The following is a 15,987-nucleotide window of genomic DNA, read 5'->3' as shown; positions in this document are numbered from 1 at the left end:
TTCAGCCGGGAGACGTGGCAGCAGATGGCTACGGCATATCCTGATCCGTATCATCCAGGTAAACCTTACTACCGGAAGCGAATGGCTGTTGGTCTGGCTCCAGGCGGTACTGTACGGGTCTGGCTTGAGGATAACGGGAACCCATCCGTACTCCAGCAACCAGCCAGACAGTTTACCCTGACGGGGGATGATATGCTGATATGCAAAAACATTCCCAACCAGATTGATTTCAGTTACATCAAGGCTAACGGTTACGCCCCCTTTATCCGCGATTTTATCAAGGGAAAGCACTATCCATATGGCAACTGGTAGGCATAACGATGAGAAAACTCAAAAGGATCTTCTTGAGATCCTTTTGAGCATCAATCTGATTGTTTTGACGGGTTAAACTTCAATACCGCGAACGTGCCAGTGAAATCAGTACGCTGATTGTCGAGTAAGGGGGCAAGATCCAGCAATTGGCTGAAATCGAAGTGGGCGCGGCGTTATGAGGGAAAAATTATTCAAAGCGATCATATTCTTCTGTTTAAACGTGCTCTTGGCGTGACCACTGGTATTCTGCCGTGGAACTTCCCGTTCTTCCTTATTGATTGCCCACAAAATGTCGCCTGCTCTAGTGACCGGTAAACATGGCTTGCATGAGTACCTTCAAACCCAGGTAGTCTATTTACAGTCATAATGTGTAAAACAGGCGGAGGCATTTTTCTCCGCCTGTATCTGTCAGAGTTTGGCGAATTTTTCGAGAGTGCGAATAAGCTGGGTAACAAACCCATATTCGTTATCGTACCAGGCGACTGTTTTCACCAGTTGTAAATCGCCCACGGCGGTAATTTCCGTTTGCGTGGCATCAAACACCGAACCGAAATGGCTGCCAATGATATCGGAAGAGACTATTTCTTCATCGGTATAACCAAATGACTCGTTATTGTTTGTCGCTTTTTTAAGCGCGTTGTTCACCTCTTCGGCAGTGACTTTTTTCCCGAGAATAGACACCAGTTCGGTGACCGAACCTGTTTTCACGGGTACGCGTTGCGCATGGCCTTTCAGTTTGCCGCTCAGTTCCGGGATCACCAGGCCAATGGCTTTTGCCGCGCCAGTGGTGTGGGGAATGATATTTTCTGCCGCCGCACGTGAAGCGCGTAGATCTTTACCACGCGGACCATCCACCAGTGACTGGGTGCCGGTATAGGCATGAATAGTCGTCATCGTGCCAACTTCTATTCCGAAACTGTCGTGCAAGGCTTTGGCCATCGGCGCAAGACAGTTTGTGGTACATGACGCTACAGAAACAATGGTGTCGTTACCATCCAGAGTGTCGTCATTGACGTTATAAACGATAGTTTTCATCTCACCGGCAGGAGCGGAAATCAGTACTTTCCTGGCGCCAGCATCCAGATGCGCCTGCGATTTTTCAGCAGAGGTATAAAAGCCTGTACATTCGACAATGATTTCTGCACCTTTCGCTTTCCACGGAATATTTTTCGCCTCTTTTTCGGCGTAAACCGCAATGCTTTTCCCATCGACGATAAGTGAATCTTCAGTGAAATCAACGCTCCAGGGGAACGGGCCGTAGTTTGAATCATGTTTCAGCAGATAGGCGAGAATTTTCGGGGATGTGAGATCATTAATAGCGACAACGTCTATGTTGCTTTTGACCTCAAGTAATCGACGCAACACCAGTCGACCGATACGACCAAAACCGTTAATGCCAACTTTACTCATGGTTTTCTCCTGTAAGGAACTCTTGGGTGAAAATTGATCCTTTCCAGGATTAGACCAGGATGGCGGGATGAGCAATCTACATTCGTGCAGCGAAACGTAACGTACTGAAAAAGGGAGAACAATATTTAATGAAATTTTAAGAAAAGCTGGTTATGTTAACGGAAAATTGTTTTAAAGCAGGAAATGTTATGGAAAATAAATACACAAGGTTACAAATTGGCATTCACTGGCTGGTCTTTTTGCTGGTTATTGCAGCCTATTGTGCAATGGAGTTTCGTGGCTTTTTCCCACGTAGCGATCGGCCGCTCATCAACATGATCCATGTTTCCTGCGGCATTTCAATTCTCGTACTAATGGTACTTCGTCTTGTGCTAAGGCTGAAATACCCAACCCCGCCAATTGTGCCTAAACCGAAACCGATGATAACGGGGCTCGCGCATCTCGGGCATTTGATCATTTACCTGCTGTTTATCGCGCTGCCGCTGATTGGCATCGTGATGATGTATAACCGTGGCAATCCCTGGTTTGCGTTCGGTGTGACGATGCCTTACACGTCAGAGCCAAATTTCGAACTGGTGGATATTTTAAAGTCATGGCATGAAACGCTGGCAAATTTGGGATATTTCGTTATCGGGCTACATGCTGCTGCTGCATTGGCACACCACTATTTCTGGAAGGACAACACGCTTCTGCGCATGATGCCGCGTAAGCGTTCCTGACGACAATAAAAGAAAGCGCCTGTACTAAACCAGACCCGTGGTACAGGCGAAGAATACGGGTCTACATCGGAAGCATCTATTATATTTATTTGTATGACAAATAAAACCATAATTAGCCTTTATGTGTTTATCTGGTTCATATTTAACCAATTTATCTTTCAGTTAAGATTGAAATCCATTTTCCTCAATCTTTGATCTCGCTAAGTGAAATCAAGTCCACCCAGCGTATAACTTTTATACCGAACATAAGATTTGGTAAACAATGGAGGTTATATGAAAAAATTTGCACTTATCTTGTTTATGGGAATGCTTGTTTCGTTTTATGCCGATGCCGGGCGCAAGCCGTGTTCTGGTGCAAAAGGTGGAATATCCCACTGTACTGCTGGTGGCAAATTTGTTTGTAACGATGGATCTATCAGCGCATCGAAAAAGACATGTACTAACTGAAAGGAAAAAGGGGTGCCATGAGAAAATGAACCCGCCATCCAGATGCGCGGGGAAAACTCCCCGCGCTGGCCCTTACCTGGACTTACAGGCCATGAGAGCCGCCACCTCCTTATTACCGTCCCGGAACCGCAGTTCGTAGAGCGTTTGTCGGGTCAGAAGTGTGAATGCCAGTATTGTGAAACAAATAATGAGCAGACACACCACCAGAGGGTTGCGCTTCATAGCCTTTCTCCTTGCCGGATGGCGGGTAAGAGGCTAACATCTGAATTGTTGGGTTCATTCGTCGGCCTCGGTTGATAGAAATATCGGTCGGGGCCTTCGTCTTTCTGATTCCCGGTTAGCCTGAAAACAGAAAGTCTCAGGCACCCGCGATCATCCTATGCAGTTTCTCTTAGCAGGAAAATAATCACTTTACGAAAGTGCGTAACGCTTTCCAGAATTTCACGCAATACACCTCACAAAGCATCCTTATTCGCCAGCCTATTCATTGCGGCGCCCGATGATCTGTTAACGCATAAAATGTTGTAAAAATGTGAAGTGAAAACGTTTTTGGCAGTAAGCAATTACCACCGATTGCCGATGATTCTCTCTCGGGAGTAAATCTGGAAGAGAGACAACGGCCATGCATACAACACCCTCACACCGCTTAGGTTTTTTATATCACATCAGGCTGGTTCCGCTATTTGCCTGTATTCTGGGCGGCATATTACTTCTATTTGCCCTGAGTTCAGCTCTGGCTGGGTATTTTCTCTGGCAGGCTGACCGCGATCAGCGTGACGCTACTGCGGAGATCCAGACTCGCACCGGTTTGGCAAATAGCTCTGATTATCTGCGTTCAGCCCGCATCAATATGATTCAGGCCGGGGCGGCGAGCCGTATCGCAGAAATGGAAGAGATGAAGCGAAATATTGCACAAGCGGAATTGCAGATTAAACAATCGCAGCAAGGTTATCGTACTTACCAGAATCGCCAGGTGAAAACGGCTGCAGATGAAGCTCTGGATGCTGAATTAAATCAACGTTTTCAGGCTTATATAACTGGCCTCCTGCCTATGCTGAAATATGCCAAAAACGGCATGTTTGAAGCGATTATTAATCATGAAAGTGAGCAGATCCGAACGCTGGATAATAGTTATACCCATATATTAAACAAAGCCGTTGAAATACGTAGCGCCAGAGCGAACCACCTGGCGGAGCAGGCGCATCAGCGCACTCGACTGGGTGTGATGTTTATGATTGGTGCGTTTATCCTTGCCCTGGTCATGACGCTGATGACCTTCATCGTTTTGCGTCGGATTGTGATTCGACCTCTGCAACATGCCGCGCAACGTATTGAACAAATCGCCGGTGGCGATCTGACAATGAACGACGAACCGACGGGGCGCAGCGAAATAGGACGATTAAGTCGTCATCTACAGAAAATGCAGCATTCTCTGGTGATGACCGTCGGGACGGTACGCCAGGGGGCGGAGGAGATTTATCGCGGCACCAGCGAAATCTCCGCTGGCAATGCTGACCTTTCTTCGCGCACGGAAGAACAGGCGGCGGCGATTGAACAAACCGCTGCCAGCATGGAGCAACTCACCGCGACGGTGAAACAGAATGCGGACAATGCACACCACGCGAGCCGTCTGGCACAAGAGGCTTCCGTTAAAGCCAGCGATGGCGGGAAGACAGTCTCCGGCGTGGTGAAAACGATGGGCGATATCTCCAGTAGCTCGAAAAAAATTTCCGAAATTACCGCCGTGATCAATAGTATTGCTTTCCAGACAAATATTCTGGCGCTCAATGCCGCCGTTGAAGCTGCGCGAGCTGGTGAGCAAGGTCGCGGATTTGCGGTTGTCGCCAGCGAAGTGCGTACACTTGCCAGTCGCAGCGCCCAGGCGGCGAAAGAAATTGAAAGCTTGATTAGCGAATCAGTCAGATTAATTGGGCAAGGGTCAGATGAGGTTACAACCGCCGGGAAAACGATGAGTGCCATTGTGGATGCCGTGGCGAGCGTCACACATATCATGCAGGAAATTGCCGCTGCCTCCGATGAGCAAAGCAGGGGAATAACGCAGGTCAGCCAGGCGATTTCTGAAATGGATAAAGTAACGCAACAGAATGCCTCTCTGGTGGAAGAGGCCTCTGCAGCGGCAGTGTCTCTTGAAGAGCAGGCGGCACGATTAACTGAGGCTGTGGATGTATTCCGCCTGAAGAAACAATCGTTACCTGCGAATCAACGAGGGGCAGGGCGCTCGGTTAGTTTGGCAACGGCGTGATAATGTCAAAGAAGGGATCGTCAGATCCCTTCACCTTTCAGAACGGCATTGATTTCCGAATTGCGTTAATCATTAGCTGACAGCCGGAAGAGAGCGTTGCATCTACGCGGGTCAGTATTCCAATCGGTTCGCCTGCGCCATGTCCCGGAACAGGTAGCGCCACCAGCGTGGCATGACGCAGGTCGTCTTTTACAGCGCCAGAAGGGACAAACCACACATAGTCATATTCAACCGTAAGCTGACGCGAAAGCGATGCTGAAAGCGTTTCAATACAACCCGAAGGAATTTTGCAGCCCTGGCTTTGTACTAACGCATCTGAATGTTGGCGGGGCGCAGTGCCTTCTGGCGATACGACAACCGGCCATTCCAGTACCCGACTTAACGTCACGTTTTCCTGAAGAAGCGGGTGGTTAGGCCGGACAACCAGTTTCAGTGATTCGAGAAACAGCAATTCGTAATTAAGCCCGGTCATCAGTTCAGGATCTGACATCCGACCAACACCGATATCAATTTCCCCCGTTTTTAAGCCTGCCAGAATCATGGTGTTACTCATAGTGGCAACTTGCAGAGTGGTCTCTTTTTGTTGCTGATGAAACTGACCAATAACGGAAGGCAAGATCCCCAGTGCAGCAGTGGGTAATGCACCAACCCTTACAACATCATTGTTAAGCCCTTCTTTACGATTAAGCGCCTGACCTGCGGTGTTGATGGCGTCAAGCACTCTGACTGCATGGGTTAAAAATTGCTCGCCAGGTAAGGTAAGCTGTGCGCCCTGACGTCCACGGTCAAATAAGCGGGTGCCTGTCAATTGTTCAAGTTCATTCAATGTTTTAGAGAGCGCAGGTTGACTCAAATTAAGGGTTTCAGCCGCGCGCCCCAAAGTTCCTTGTTGTGCGACAGCTACGAAAGTATGAAGGTGGCGCAAACGGATGCGCTGACTAAACAGACTATTTTTTTCCATAAGCGATGTTAAAAACGAAGCGGTGCCGCTGACAAGTGAAGTTGTTTGATTATGATAACTTGATTGCAAAATATTATTAACATATAAAGCAATTTTGTTACGTTTCCAGTCGTGGTTTTACTGATTTCGTGGGGAGATCACAGTTTGTAAATTCTTCCCACCAGAGTAAATGTGGTTACCTACACTCCAGATTACTGACCACTGGAGGCAGAGATTATGGCGAACAGCATCACGGCGGATGAGATTCGGGAACAGTTTTCGCAGGCTATGTCAGCCATGTATCAGCAAGAAGTTCCACAGTACGGTACGCTGCTGGAACTGGTGGCTGACGTCAATCTGTCTGTGCTGGAAAACAATCCCCAATTGCATGAAAAAATGGTAAATGCGGACGAACTGGCGCGACTTAACGTTGAACGTCATGGGGCGATTCGCGTCGGCACCGCACAAGAGCTTGCCACTCTACGGCGGATATTTGCCATTATGGGGATGTATCCGGTCAGTTATTACGATCTCTCGCAGGCGGGCGTGCCGGTACATTCCACAGCATTTCGTCCTATCGATGATGCCTCGCTGGCGCGTAATCCTTTCCGGGTTTTTACCTCATTACTTCGCCTTGAACTCATCGAAAACGAAACCTTGCGCCAGAAGGCGGCGGAGATTTTACACCAGCGCGATATCTTTACCCCGCGTTGTCGACAACTGTTAGATGTATATGATCAGGAGGGCGGCTTTAGCAAAGCTCAGGCGCGGGAGTTTGTGCAGGAAGCCCTGGAGACGTTTCGCTGGCATCAGTCAGCAACAGTAGATGAAGAAACCTATCGCGCGTTGCACAACGAACATCGACTGATTGCTGATGTGGTCTGTTTTCCTGGCTGTCATATTAACCACCTGACGCCACGCACGCTCGACATTGACCGGGTGCAGTCGATGATGCCCGAATGCGGTATTGAACCCAAAATTCTGATCGAAGGGCCGCCGCGCCGCGAGGTGCCGATTTTACTGCGCCAGACCAGTTTTAAGGCGCTGGAAGAGACAGTGTTGTTTGCAGGGCAAAAGCAGGGAACACATACCGCACGCTTTGGTGAGATAGAGCAACGTGGTGTGGCATTAACGCCGAAAGGACGGCAACTGTATGATGAGCTTCTGCGTAACGCCGGAATCGGACAGGATAATCTCACTCACCAACTGCATTTGCAGGAAACCTTCAGCGCCTTCCCGGACAGTGAATTTCTGATGCGCCAGCAGGGATTGGCATGGTTTCGCTATCGCCTGACGCCATCGGGTGAGGCGCATCGTCAGGCGATCCATCCCGGTGACGATCCACAGCCTTTGATCGAACGTGGTTGGGTAGTGGCGCAACCTATTACCTATGAGGATTTCCTGCCGGTTAGTGCTGCGGGGATCTTCCAGTCGAATCTGGGTAATGAAACGCAAATGCGCAGTCACGGTAATGCCAGCCGGGAGGCTTTTGAACTGGCGCTGGGGTGTCCGGTATTTGATGAGTTTCAGTTGTACCAGGAAGCGGAAGAACGCAGTAAACGCCGCTGTGGTTTGCTTTAAATTCTGTCCAACCGACTTTGCAAAAATTTGCCTGATTTTACAAACGAATCAGGCTCATCCCATCGACAGAAAAAAATTGCCGATTTATGCATATTCTCTGAGTTCAACAATTGGATTATTAATAAATATTGTCTAGAGTGAGCGGTCATTAATAAGCATTTTCTTGCCGCTGAATACGACCAGCGCGGGACCATTCACTACACCAGAAGGACTCACTTTCAGGTATGGATCGTAGACGATTTATTAAAGGTTCAATGGCTATGGCCGCCGTGTGCGGGACTAGCGGCATTGCTTCTCTTTTTTCTCAGGCTGCGTTCGCAGCAGAATCTGACATTGCCGACGGGCAAACCCAGCGTTTTGACTTCTCTGTTTTACAGTCGATGGCGCACGACTTAGCGCAAACAGCGTGGCGTGGTGCGCCGCGTCCGTTACCCGATACGCTGGCGACGATGACGCCGCAGGCTTATAACAGCATTCAGTATGATGCCGAAAAATCACTCTGGCATAACGTTGAGAACCGCCAGCTGGACGCTCAGTTCTTCCATATGGGGATGGGATTCCGTCGCCGTGTTCGCATGTTCTCTGTTGATCCAGCAACACATCTGGCGCGCGAAATACACTTCCGTCCGGAGTTGTTCAAATACAACGATGCGGGTGTTGATACCAAACAATTAGAAGGGCAAAGCGATCTCGGTTTTGCGGGGTTCCGTGTGTTTAAAGCCCCGGAACTGGCGCGCCGTGACGTGGTTTCTTTCCTCGGTGCCAGCTATTTCCGTGCCGTTGATGACACTTATCAATACGGTTTATCGGCGCGTGGTCTGGCGATCGACACTTACACCGACAGCAAAGAAGAGTTTCCCGACTTTACCGCCTTCTGGTTCGATACGGTAAAACCTGGCGCGACCACTTTTACCGTTTATGCGTTGCTCGATAGTGCCAGCATTACTGGTGCTTACAAGTTCACCATCCACTGTGAGAAGAATCAGGTGATTATGGATGTCGAGAATCACCTGTATGCGCGTAAAGACATTAAACAGCTGGGCATCGCGCCGATGACCAGTATGTTCAGTTGCGGGACTAACGAACGTCGTATGTGCGACACTATTCATCCGCAAATCCATGATTCCGACCGTCTTTCCATGTGGCGGGGCAATGGCGAGTGGATCTGCCGTCCGCTGAATAATCCGCAGAAATTGCAGTTCAATGCCTATACCGATAACAATCCAAAAGGGTTTGGCTTGTTGCAGCTGGATCGTGATTTCTCCCATTATCAGGACATTATGGGTTGGTATAACAAACGCCCAAGTCTGTGGGTGGAACCGCGTAACAAGTGGGGTAAGGGCACTATCGGTTTGATGGAGATCCCGACGACCGGCGAAACGCTGGATAATATTGTTTGTTTCTGGCAACCAGAAAAAGCAGTCAAAGCGGGCGACGAACTGGCGTTTCAGTATCGCCTTTACTGGAGTGCGCAACCTCCCGTTCATTGTCCATTAGCACGAGTCCTGGCGACGCGTACTGGCATGGGGGGCTTCCCTGAAGGCTGGGCGCCAGGTGAGCATTATCCGGAAAAATGGGCTCGTCGTTTTGCCGTCGATTTTGTCGGTGGTGATCTGAAAGCTGCTGCGCCGAAAGGGATTGAGCCTGTTATCACACTTTCCAGTGGTGAAGCGAAACAAATAGAAATTCTCTACATTGAGCCGATTGATGGTTACCGTATTCAGTTTGACTGGTATCCGACTTCGGATTCAACTGATCCGGTCGATATGCGTATGTATTTGCGCTGCCAGGGCGATGCTATCAGTGAAACATGGTTGTATCAGTATTTTCCTCCAGCACCGGATAAGCGCCAGTATGTTGACGATCGCGTGATGAACTAAGCGTCATTTTTTCGGCACCTTCTTTCGGGAGGGTGCCGTCTGGTTAAACACGATCCCGCTCGCATTTTTCCTCAAGTTAAATGGGTAATCTGATGTTGTATATTTCATATACATGTTGTCAGCCACTAACAGGGAGTGCGTATGTTTCCAGAATATCGAGATTTAATATCCCGTCTGAAAAACGAAAATCCTCGCTTTATGTCCTTGTTCGATAAACACAATAAACTTGATCATGAAATTGCCAGAAAGGAAGGTTCTGACGGTCGAGGATACAATGCGGAAGTCGCCCGCATGAAAAAACAGAAATTACAAATGAAGGATGAGATGCTTAAAATCCTGCAACAGGAGAGCGTCAAAGAGGTGTAAACTTTGCTGAGCCGCCTGGCAGGCGGCTTTTTTAACGACTGCAAAGAGTGACTGGAGATAAGATGACTGAAACGATAAAAGTAAGCGACTCACTTGAATTACATGCCGTTGCAGAAAGTCACGTCACACCCCTTTATCAGTTAACCTGTAAAAATAAAAACTGGTTACAGCAGTCGCTAAACTGGCCGCAGTTTGTTCTCAGCGAAGAGGACACGCGAAAAACGGTGCAGGGGAATGTGATGCTGCATCAACGCGGCTATGCCAAAATGTTTATGATTTTTAAAGAAAATGAACTCGTCGGCGTTATATCGTTTAATCGAATTGAACCGCTGAATAAAACCGCTGAAATCGGCTACTGGCTGGACGAATTCCATCAGGGGCAGGGGATCATTTCTCAGGCGCTACAGGCATTGATTCACCATTACGCCCAGTCTGGTGAACTTAGACGCTTCGTGATCAAATGTCGGGTGGACAATCCGCAAAGCAACCAGGTTGCCTTGCGCAATGGTTTTATCCTCGAAGGTTGCCTGAAACAGGCTGAGTTCCTTAATGATGCTTATGATGATGTGAACTTATACGCGCGCATTATCGAATCATAATAACCCTGCCAGAGGCGTTCGCGTAATACGTTCCTCGCCATTAATGACTTTTGGACCACGGACATGAATCGTGTCGCCATCAAAGGCTTCAACGACGGCGTGGTCGGTTACCTCGACATGGTTTTCAATCATTACCGCACCTGCAATACGGCTCTCACCTTGTATTATAACGTGCTCGTCGAGCAGAACCGGGCCGCCACGCACAACGGCATTTCCGCCAATCAGAACATGATGTTTTAACACGCAATTGCCTTCTACAATGGCATATTCCGCCACCTGAGAACTGTAATGAATTGTTGGAATCGCATCTTCTTCAGTTCCGGCAATCACACGTGCGTGACCGTAGACTTTCGCACAGTCACACAGCCAGACGTTATTTTCTTCATTACCTTCAATACGCGCAAAATCAAAAACTTCGGCACGATGCTCAATAAAAGCATGGCGGACGACGGCATCGCCATAAATTTGCGCCTGATGGACAACGCGCGAGGCGCTGACGCTGGCTCGGTCATAAATTTGCAGCAGAAGATGGTGGTCGGGCGTTAACCCTTGTGCGGCGACGATCATTGAATGTTGATCGATACAGGCCTGACCAAAAATTCTACACTGACCGCAAACTAATGAATCACGAATGGTGACACTGTCACTTATATGAACGCCCTGGCTGATTTCACTATTATCGATCCAGGTGTTATCCGTCGCGCAAACCTCTCCCCATAGCACGCTGGTCCCGGTGATGCGCGTATTACCGGAAACAACCGTTCCGTCGAACGCGAGGGCATTCTGGTCGTAAATCCAGCAATTTCCTTCCTGCGCCAGCACAGTTTCGCTATCGATCCAACCACCAGCCGTTCCTGCTATCACATCGTTAAAATCGGCTATGGCAATAATCTGCCGTAATAGCACACTTTTTTTGAGGCCATCTTCTTGATAACTAAAGGCTCGTTGCTCTTCACTTAGACGATATTTGCGCATAACTTTTTCCCGCAGGTGACTTACTATAACCGTAGCAAATTCTGCGGCTCTGGCTATGCTTGAGAAATTTCCATAAAATGCATTTCAAATATACTTTATAAATTAAACAAAATGAGTAAGAAGATGCAGAGCGATAAAGTGCTCAATTTACCGGCAGGTTATTTTGGCATTGTGTTGGGGACGATAGGGATGGGATTTGCCTGGCGCTATGCCAGCCAGGTTTGGCAGGTCAGTCACTGGTTGGGGGATGGGCTGGTGATTCTGGCGATGGTCATCTGGGGATTATTGACCACCGCATTTATTACCCGACTTATGCGCTTTCCGCACAGCGTGCTGGCGGAAGTGCGCCATCCGGTGATGAGCAGTTTTGTTAGTTTGTTTCCGGCGACGACGATGCTGGTGGCAATTGGTTTTGTGCCGTGGTATCGCCCGCTGGCAGTGTGTCTGTTCAGCGTTGGGGTAGTGATTCAACTGGTTTACGCCGCCTGGCAAACTGCCGGATTATGGCGCGGTTCTCACCCTGAAGAAGCGACGACACCGGGGCTTTATTTGCCGACGGTTGCCAATAACTTTATCAGCGCGATGGCCTGCGGTGCGCTGGGTTATACCGATGCCGGACTGGTATTTTTAGGGGCTGGCGTCTTCTCCTGGTTAAGCCTTGAACCGGTGATCCTTCAACGACTGCGCAGTTCGGGAGAATTACCCACGGCGCTGCGGACATCGCTCGGCATTCAGCTTGCCCCTGCGCTGGTGGCTTGTAGCGCCTGGTTGAGCGTCAATGGCGGCGAGGGTGACACGCTGGCGAAAATGCTCTTTGGCTATGGGCTGCTGCAATTGCTGTTTATGCTGCGCCTGATGCCGTGGTATCTCTCACAGCCGTTTAATGCCTCATTCTGGAGTTTTTCGTTCGGTGTTTCTGCGCTGGCAACCACCGGTTTGCATCTGGGAAGCGGCAGCGATAATGGCTTTTTCCATACACTGGCGGTGCCGCTGTTTATCTTTACCAATTTTATTATTGCATTATTGCTCATCCGTACTTTCGCGCTTCTGATGCAGGGAAAATTGTTAATCAGAACTGAGCGCGCCGTTTTAATGAAATCCGAGGACAGAGAATGATCATTCGTGACGAAAACTACTTTACTAACAAATACGAACTCACCCGCACACACTCCGAAGTTCTGGAAGCTGTGAAAATCGTTAAACCGGGGAAAACGCTGGACTTGGGCTGTGGCAATGGACGTAACAGTCTTTACCTTGCAGCCAATGGTTATGATGTGGACGCATGGGATAAAAATGCCATGAGTATTGCCAACGTTGAGCGCATTAAAGCCATTGAAAATCTGGAAAATTTACGTACTCAGGTTGTCGATCTGAATAGCCTCACGTTTGATGGACAGTACGATTTTATTCTTTCTACTGTGGTGCTGATGTTCCTGGAGGCGAAAACCATCCCAGGGCTGATTGGCAATATGCAACGTTGCACTAAACCTGGCGGTTACAATCTGATTGTGGCGGCGATGGATACCGCTGATTTTCCATGTACCGTCGGCTTTCCGTTTGCCTTCAAAGAAGGAGAGCTACATCGTTATTATGAAGGCTGGGATTTCTTGAAATACAATGAAGATGTCGGTGAATTACACCGCACCGATGCCAACGGTAATCGTATTAAACTGCGTTTCGCGACTATGCTGGCACGTAAAAAATGACCTGAAAAGGATCAACGTAAGAAGTTTGCCTGTTGATCTATTCGGTAAGCATATTTTTTAGCAGGATGATGTGAAATAAGTCACAGCGGATGTGCTTTTTTATCGCCTCAAGTCTCTGAAAATAAATCAATGATGATTGACTCAGCTCCTTTTTCAGCATTGACTATATTGTCGAAAAAGGGGCCGATAAATTTATTTCTGCCAACACTTTTTTTGCCACAACACGAAGCGGTGCTTTTTGCTATAACTTAAAAAGTAATATAATCATCTCAGGAAACTATTCATGCGTACCACATCAATTGCGAAAGTTGCAGCTTTATGCGGCTTGTTGGCTCTGTCCGGCTGTGCCTCTAAAATCACCCAGCCGGATAAATACTCTGGCTTTTTAAAGAATTACTCTGATCTTCAAGAAACAACATCGGCAACAGGTAAACCCGTTTTACGCTGGGTTTCCCCTGATTTCGACCAAAGTAAATATGACAGTATTGTCTGGAATCCAATCACTTATTATCCGGTGCCAAAACCTTCTACTCAGGTAGGGCAGAAAGTGCTGGATAGAATTTTGAGTTATACCAATACCGAAATGAAAGAAGCGATTGCGCAGCGTAAACCACTGGTGACTACCGCTGGCCCGCGTAGTCTGATTTTCCGTGGTGCCATTACCGGTGTTGATACAAGCAAAGAAGGGCTGCAATTCTATGAAGTGGTTCCTGTTGCATTAGTGGTAGCGGGAACACAAATGGCAACCGGTCACCGTACCATGGATACCCGCCTGTACTTTGAAGGTGAACTGATTGATGCGGCTACCAATAAACCTGTTATCAAAGTCGTTCGTCAGGGCGAAGGTAAAGATCTGAATAACGAAAGTACGCCAATGGCTTTTGAAAACATTAAGCAAGTTATTGATGACATGGCGACCGATGCCACCATGTTTGACGTTAACAAAAAGTAATGCCAGCCGCGCCATCGTAAGATGGCGCTTCTTATTATCGGTTTCTGTCAGCAATTAAATTCAACACCACGTAACAGACGCCGCCGGCAATTAATCCCCAAAACGCCGAACCAATCCCAACCAATGTCAGCCCGCTCGCTGTTACCAGAAATGCCACCACAGCAGCGTCGCGCTCACGCTCATTATGTAGCGCCTGATACAAACTACCGCCAATGGTGCTTAACAGCGCCAGACCAGCCAGCATCTGGATCCAGCTAACCGGTAGGGCTGCCATCATTCCGGTAATGGCGCTACCAAACAGACCCGCAAGCAAATAAAAGACGCCCGCAACGGCGGCAGCCAACCAACGCTGATCTTTGTCCGGATGCGCTTCCGGGCTTTGGCAAATAGCGGCAGTAATTGCCGCAATACCGACGGAATAAACCCCAAAAGGGGAAAAAACCAGCGCCAGCAACCCAGTGAATACAATCAGTGGCGAAACCGGAGCCGAATACCCGGCCGCTTTCATTGCCGCAATACCCGGTGCGTTTTGCGACGCCATCGTCACCAGAAACAGAGGCAAGGCAACGCTAAGGCTATGAGCAAACGAAAAATCAGGGGCGATATAAGCAGGGAGAACGGGTTTAAAGATAACGTCAGTTGTGACAACGTCACCTTTTGCGATAACAATCACGATCCCAACAATCATCGCGGCGATCACCGCATAGCGTGGCGCAAAGGCTTTCGTCGCCAGCCACACCAGCAACATACTGCCACACAACGTAAACTGACCATCCAGACTGGCAAACGCTTGTAAACCAAAGCGTAATAAAATCCCGGCAAGCATTGCTGCTGCAAGCGAGTGCGGAATAATGCGCATCAGACGAGCAAAGAGTCCCGTTATGCCGCAGAGGACAATTAATGCATTAGTGACTATAAAAACGCCGATGGCTTCGCCGAGCGTTAATCCCTGTAAACCGGTGACTAACAACGCCGCGCCAGGCGTTGACCAGGCGGTGAGAACAGGCACGCGATACCATAATGTCAGAGCCAGCGTACTGACGCCCATTGCCAGTCCCAGCGCCGTCATCCAGCCGGAGATTTGTGTAGTGGTTGCTCCGGCGACGATCGCCGCTTGCCAGATTATTGCTGCTGAACTGGCGTAGCCAATCAATACCGCCAGAAACCCCGCCAGTAGCGTGGGTGGGGGAATAGAAAACAGACGCATAATCACCTCGTGCGTTATAGCGTACAGGCACCGTATCATTTGTCCGTTATAACGCACAAGTGATAAACTCCTGTTTTGCAGGAGGACTCGCATGGAAAATCTCGCTCACTATTTATCCGCCACGCTAAAACATCTTCGTCAGCAGCGAGGCTGGAGTCTTTCGCGACTGGCAGAAGCCACGGGCGTTTCTAAAGCGATGTTAGGGCAGATCGAGCGCAATGAATCCAGCCCGACGGTCGCGACATTATGGAAAATTGCCACCGGGATGAACGTGCCATTTTCGACATTTATTTCGCCGCCACAGACCGTCACGCCATCAGTTTATGATCCACAACAGCAGGCAATGGTGATCACTTCGCTGTTTCCTTATGATCCGCAACTTTGCTTTGAACACTTCTCGATTCAGATGGCACCCGGTGCAATAAGCGAATCGACGCCGCACGAAAAGGGGGTAATTGAGCATGTTGTCGTCATTGATGGGCAGCTAGATCTGTGCGTTGATGGTAAATGGCGTAGCCTTAATTGCGGAGAAGGTGCTCGTTTTGCTGCCGACGTCATGCATATCTATGGTAATGGCGGCAAGCAAGCCGTACATTTTCATTCCCTCATTCATTACCCACGCAGTTAAGC

General features: G+C 48.8%; 17 protein-coding genes and 1 pseudogene. 13 read left to right on the top strand and 5 right to left on the bottom strand.

Annotation, left to right across the window (positions count from 1 at the left end):
• Together WES_RS10120 and WES_RS22700 are read left to right on the top strand one after the other, a co-directional pair.
• A partial coding sequence (locus tag WES_RS10120) for a DUF2931 family protein (RefSeq protein ID WP_016235213.1) occupies positions 1-312 on the top strand: 312 nt, incomplete at its 5' end.
• Between the two features lie 68 nt (positions 313-380).
• Positions 381-625 (top strand): annotated as a pseudogene (locus tag WES_RS22700) (aldehyde dehydrogenase family protein); the annotation flags it as partial.
• Positions 626-720: 95 nt separating this feature from the next.
• On the opposite strand, the gene gap reads toward WES_RS22700, so the two are convergent.
• A complete protein-coding gene (gap, locus tag WES_RS10125) occupies positions 721-1,722 on the bottom strand; it encodes a type I glyceraldehyde-3-phosphate dehydrogenase (protein WP_000048677.1) in 1,002 nt (333 codons plus the stop codon).
• Between the two features lie 188 nt (positions 1,723-1,910).
• Between gap and cybB the strand changes: the two genes are divergently transcribed.
• Both cybB and WES_RS10135 read left to right on the top strand, forming a co-directional pair.
• Complete coding sequence (gene cybB, locus WES_RS10130) at positions 1,911-2,441, top strand: cytochrome b561 (RefSeq protein ID WP_016158315.1); 531 nt, start codon at positions 1,911-1,913, stop codon at positions 2,439-2,441.
• 273 nt (positions 2,442-2,714) lie between these two features.
• Positions 2,715-2,888: a YdcA family protein gene (locus WES_RS10135; protein WP_000712683.1), complete on the top strand. Its 174-nt coding sequence runs from the start codon at positions 2,715-2,717 to the stop codon at positions 2,886-2,888.
• A gap of 72 nt (positions 2,889-2,960) precedes the next feature.
• On the opposite strand, the gene WES_RS0121440 is transcribed toward WES_RS10135, so the two are convergent.
• Positions 2,961-3,110: a type I toxin-antitoxin system Hok/Gef family toxin gene (locus WES_RS0121440; RefSeq protein WP_024165206.1), complete on the bottom strand. Its 150-nt coding sequence runs from the start codon at positions 3,108-3,110 to the stop codon at positions 2,961-2,963.
• Positions 3,111-3,510: 400 nt separating this feature from the next.
• Here WES_RS0121440 and WES_RS10140 point away from each other — a divergent pair, with 400 nt between their 5' ends.
• A complete protein-coding gene (locus tag WES_RS10140) occupies positions 3,511-5,151 on the top strand; it encodes a methyl-accepting chemotaxis protein (protein WP_000557616.1) in 1,641 nt (546 codons plus the stop codon).
• A 37-nt stretch (positions 5,152-5,188) separates the two neighbouring features.
• On the opposite strand, the gene WES_RS10145 is transcribed toward WES_RS10140, so the two are convergent.
• On the bottom strand, positions 5,189-6,112 hold the full coding sequence (locus tag WES_RS10145) for a LysR substrate-binding domain-containing protein (protein WP_000414571.1): 924 nt from the start codon (positions 6,110-6,112) through the stop codon (positions 5,189-5,191).
• A 216-nt stretch (positions 6,113-6,328) separates the two neighbouring features.
• On the opposite strand from WES_RS10145, the gene WES_RS10150 reads away from it, so the two are divergent.
• The 4 genes from WES_RS10150 (at position 6,329) to rimL (ending at position 10,517) form a co-directional block, all read left to right on the top strand.
• Entirely contained in the window at positions 6,329-7,672 is a 1,344-nt protein-coding gene (locus WES_RS10150) for a 2-oxoadipate dioxygenase/decarboxylase HglS (protein WP_000013826.1), read from the top strand.
• Positions 7,673-7,896: 224 nt separating this feature from the next.
• Positions 7,897-9,552: a glucan biosynthesis protein OpgD gene (gene opgD / locus WES_RS10155; RefSeq protein ID WP_071990632.1), complete on the top strand. Its 1,656-nt coding sequence runs from the start codon at positions 7,897-7,899 to the stop codon at positions 9,550-9,552.
• A gap of 141 nt (positions 9,553-9,693) precedes the next feature.
• Positions 9,694-9,918 (top strand): HP1242/YdcH family protein, encoded by a 225-nt coding sequence (locus WES_RS10160; protein WP_010351400.1) that lies wholly within the window; start codon positions 9,694-9,696, stop codon positions 9,916-9,918.
• A 62-nt stretch (positions 9,919-9,980) separates the two neighbouring features.
• Positions 9,981-10,517 carry a 50S ribosomal protein L7/L12-serine acetyltransferase gene (gene rimL, locus WES_RS10165; protein ID WP_016158310.1) on the top strand — a complete coding sequence of 179 codons (537 nt, stop codon included), beginning with the start codon at positions 9,981-9,983 and terminating at the stop codon, positions 10,515-10,517.
• On the opposite strand, the gene ydcK is transcribed toward rimL, so the two are convergent.
• Positions 10,512-11,492: a YdcK family protein gene (gene ydcK, locus WES_RS10170; RefSeq protein WP_016235211.1), complete on the bottom strand. Its 981-nt coding sequence runs from the start codon at positions 11,490-11,492 to the stop codon at positions 10,512-10,514. The genes rimL and ydcK overlap by 6 nt on opposite strands.
• A gap of 123 nt (positions 11,493-11,615) precedes the next feature.
• On the opposite strand from ydcK, the gene tehA reads away from it, so the two are divergent.
• From tehA to WES_RS10185, 3 genes are all read left to right on the top strand, one after another.
• Complete coding sequence (tehA, locus tag WES_RS10175; RefSeq protein WP_001190281.1) at positions 11,616-12,608, top strand: dicarboxylate transporter/tellurite-resistance protein TehA; 993 nt, start codon at positions 11,616-11,618, stop codon at positions 12,606-12,608.
• Positions 12,605-13,198 (top strand): tellurite resistance methyltransferase TehB, encoded by a 594-nt coding sequence (tehB, locus tag WES_RS10180; protein ID WP_000586747.1) that lies wholly within the window; start codon positions 12,605-12,607, stop codon positions 13,196-13,198. The genes tehA and tehB overlap by 4 nt, the downstream gene beginning before the upstream one ends.
• 283 nt (positions 13,199-13,481) lie before the next feature.
• Positions 13,482-14,150 carry a DUF3313 domain-containing protein gene (locus WES_RS10185; protein WP_001261028.1) on the top strand — a complete coding sequence of 223 codons (669 nt, stop codon included), beginning with the start codon at positions 13,482-13,484 and terminating at the stop codon, positions 14,148-14,150.
• Between the two features lie 34 nt (positions 14,151-14,184).
• Here the strand turns inward: WES_RS10185 and ydcO are convergent, their stop codons facing one another.
• Positions 14,185-15,396 (bottom strand): BenE family transporter YdcO, encoded by a 1,212-nt coding sequence (gene ydcO, locus WES_RS10190; protein ID WP_071990634.1) that lies wholly within the window; start codon positions 15,394-15,396, stop codon positions 14,185-14,187.
• A gap of 52 nt (positions 15,397-15,448) precedes the next feature.
• On the opposite strand from ydcO, the gene WES_RS10195 reads away from it, so the two are divergent.
• Positions 15,449-15,985, top strand: a complete 537-nt coding sequence (locus tag WES_RS10195; protein ID WP_016158303.1) for a helix-turn-helix domain-containing protein — start codon at positions 15,449-15,451, stop codon at positions 15,983-15,985.
• Positions 15,986-15,987 lie beyond the last annotated feature (2 nt).

It is taken from the genome of Escherichia sp. KTE31 (assembly GCF_000407925.1).
In the GTDB taxonomy this organism is placed as follows: domain Bacteria; phylum Pseudomonadota; class Gammaproteobacteria; order Enterobacterales; family Enterobacteriaceae; genus Escherichia; species Escherichia ruysiae.
Note: the sequence above shows the minus strand (reverse complement) of the source record. Positions and strands in the feature narration are given on the sequence as shown.